Source organism: Microbacterium sp. BF1, from assembly GCF_019279095.1.
Classification (GTDB): Bacteria; Actinomycetota; Actinomycetes; order Actinomycetales; family Microbacteriaceae; genus Microbacterium; species Microbacterium maritypicum.
In genome coordinates, this window is sequence record NZ_JAGYWT010000760.1 from 1 (window position 1) to 768 (window position 768).

1 protein-coding gene is annotated in these 768 nt (G+C 66.8%); it reads left to right on the forward strand.

The window, feature by feature from the left end; translation table 11 throughout:
* Positions 1–93 precede the first annotated feature (93 nt).
* Positions 94–768: helix-turn-helix domain-containing protein (locus KZA10_RS16605; protein ID WP_218683447.1), on the forward strand; the 675-nt coding region annotated here is incomplete at its 3' end.

Genomic DNA, 768 nt, shown 5'->3' on the forward strand with positions numbered 1-768 from the left:
TGTACTGACCCAGATCGTTGTTGACGTAGGAGAAGCCTCCGGTGTCGAGTTGGAGCTGTCTAGTTCTGCAGCTCGATCACACGGAGGCTTCTCGTGTCCCACGCTAATGCCCGGCTGACTCCGGCCGGCAGGTTGATCATGGTTCAGCGCATCCAGTCCGGTCGTGCCGTCGCGCATGTGGCGGCGGAGATGGGTATCTCGCGCACGACGGCGTGGCGGTGGTGGCGCAGGTTCCGCGAGTCCGGCCCCGCGGGGCTGGTGGACCGGTCCAGTGTCGCCGGGTCCCATCCTGCGCAGACGAAACCGTGCCGCGAGACGCGGGTGCGGATCATGCGGCACCTCACCCGTCGCGGCCCGGTGTTCATCGCGAGCAAGCTCGGGATGCAGGCCTCGACCGTCGGTCGAGTGCTGCGTCGGCATCACACCCCGCTGCTGCGCGAGATCGACCCGGTGACCGGGACCGTGATCCGCGCGACGCGTCGTTCTGCGCGTCGGTATGAACACGACCATCCCGGCTCGTTGATCCATGTCGACGTGAAGAAGCTCGGTCGAATCCCTGACGGTGGTGGGTGGCGGGCGCACGGGCGCAGCGAGAAGGTCCGCGGCCGCGGGATCGGTTACGACTACATCCACACCGTGATCGACGATCACTCCCGACTCGCCTACGCAGAGATCCACGACGACGAAAAGGGCGCCACCGCCGCCGGTGTCCTTGAGCGTGCCATCGCGTTCTACGCCCGCCTCGGCGTGACCGTCGAGCGAGTGATC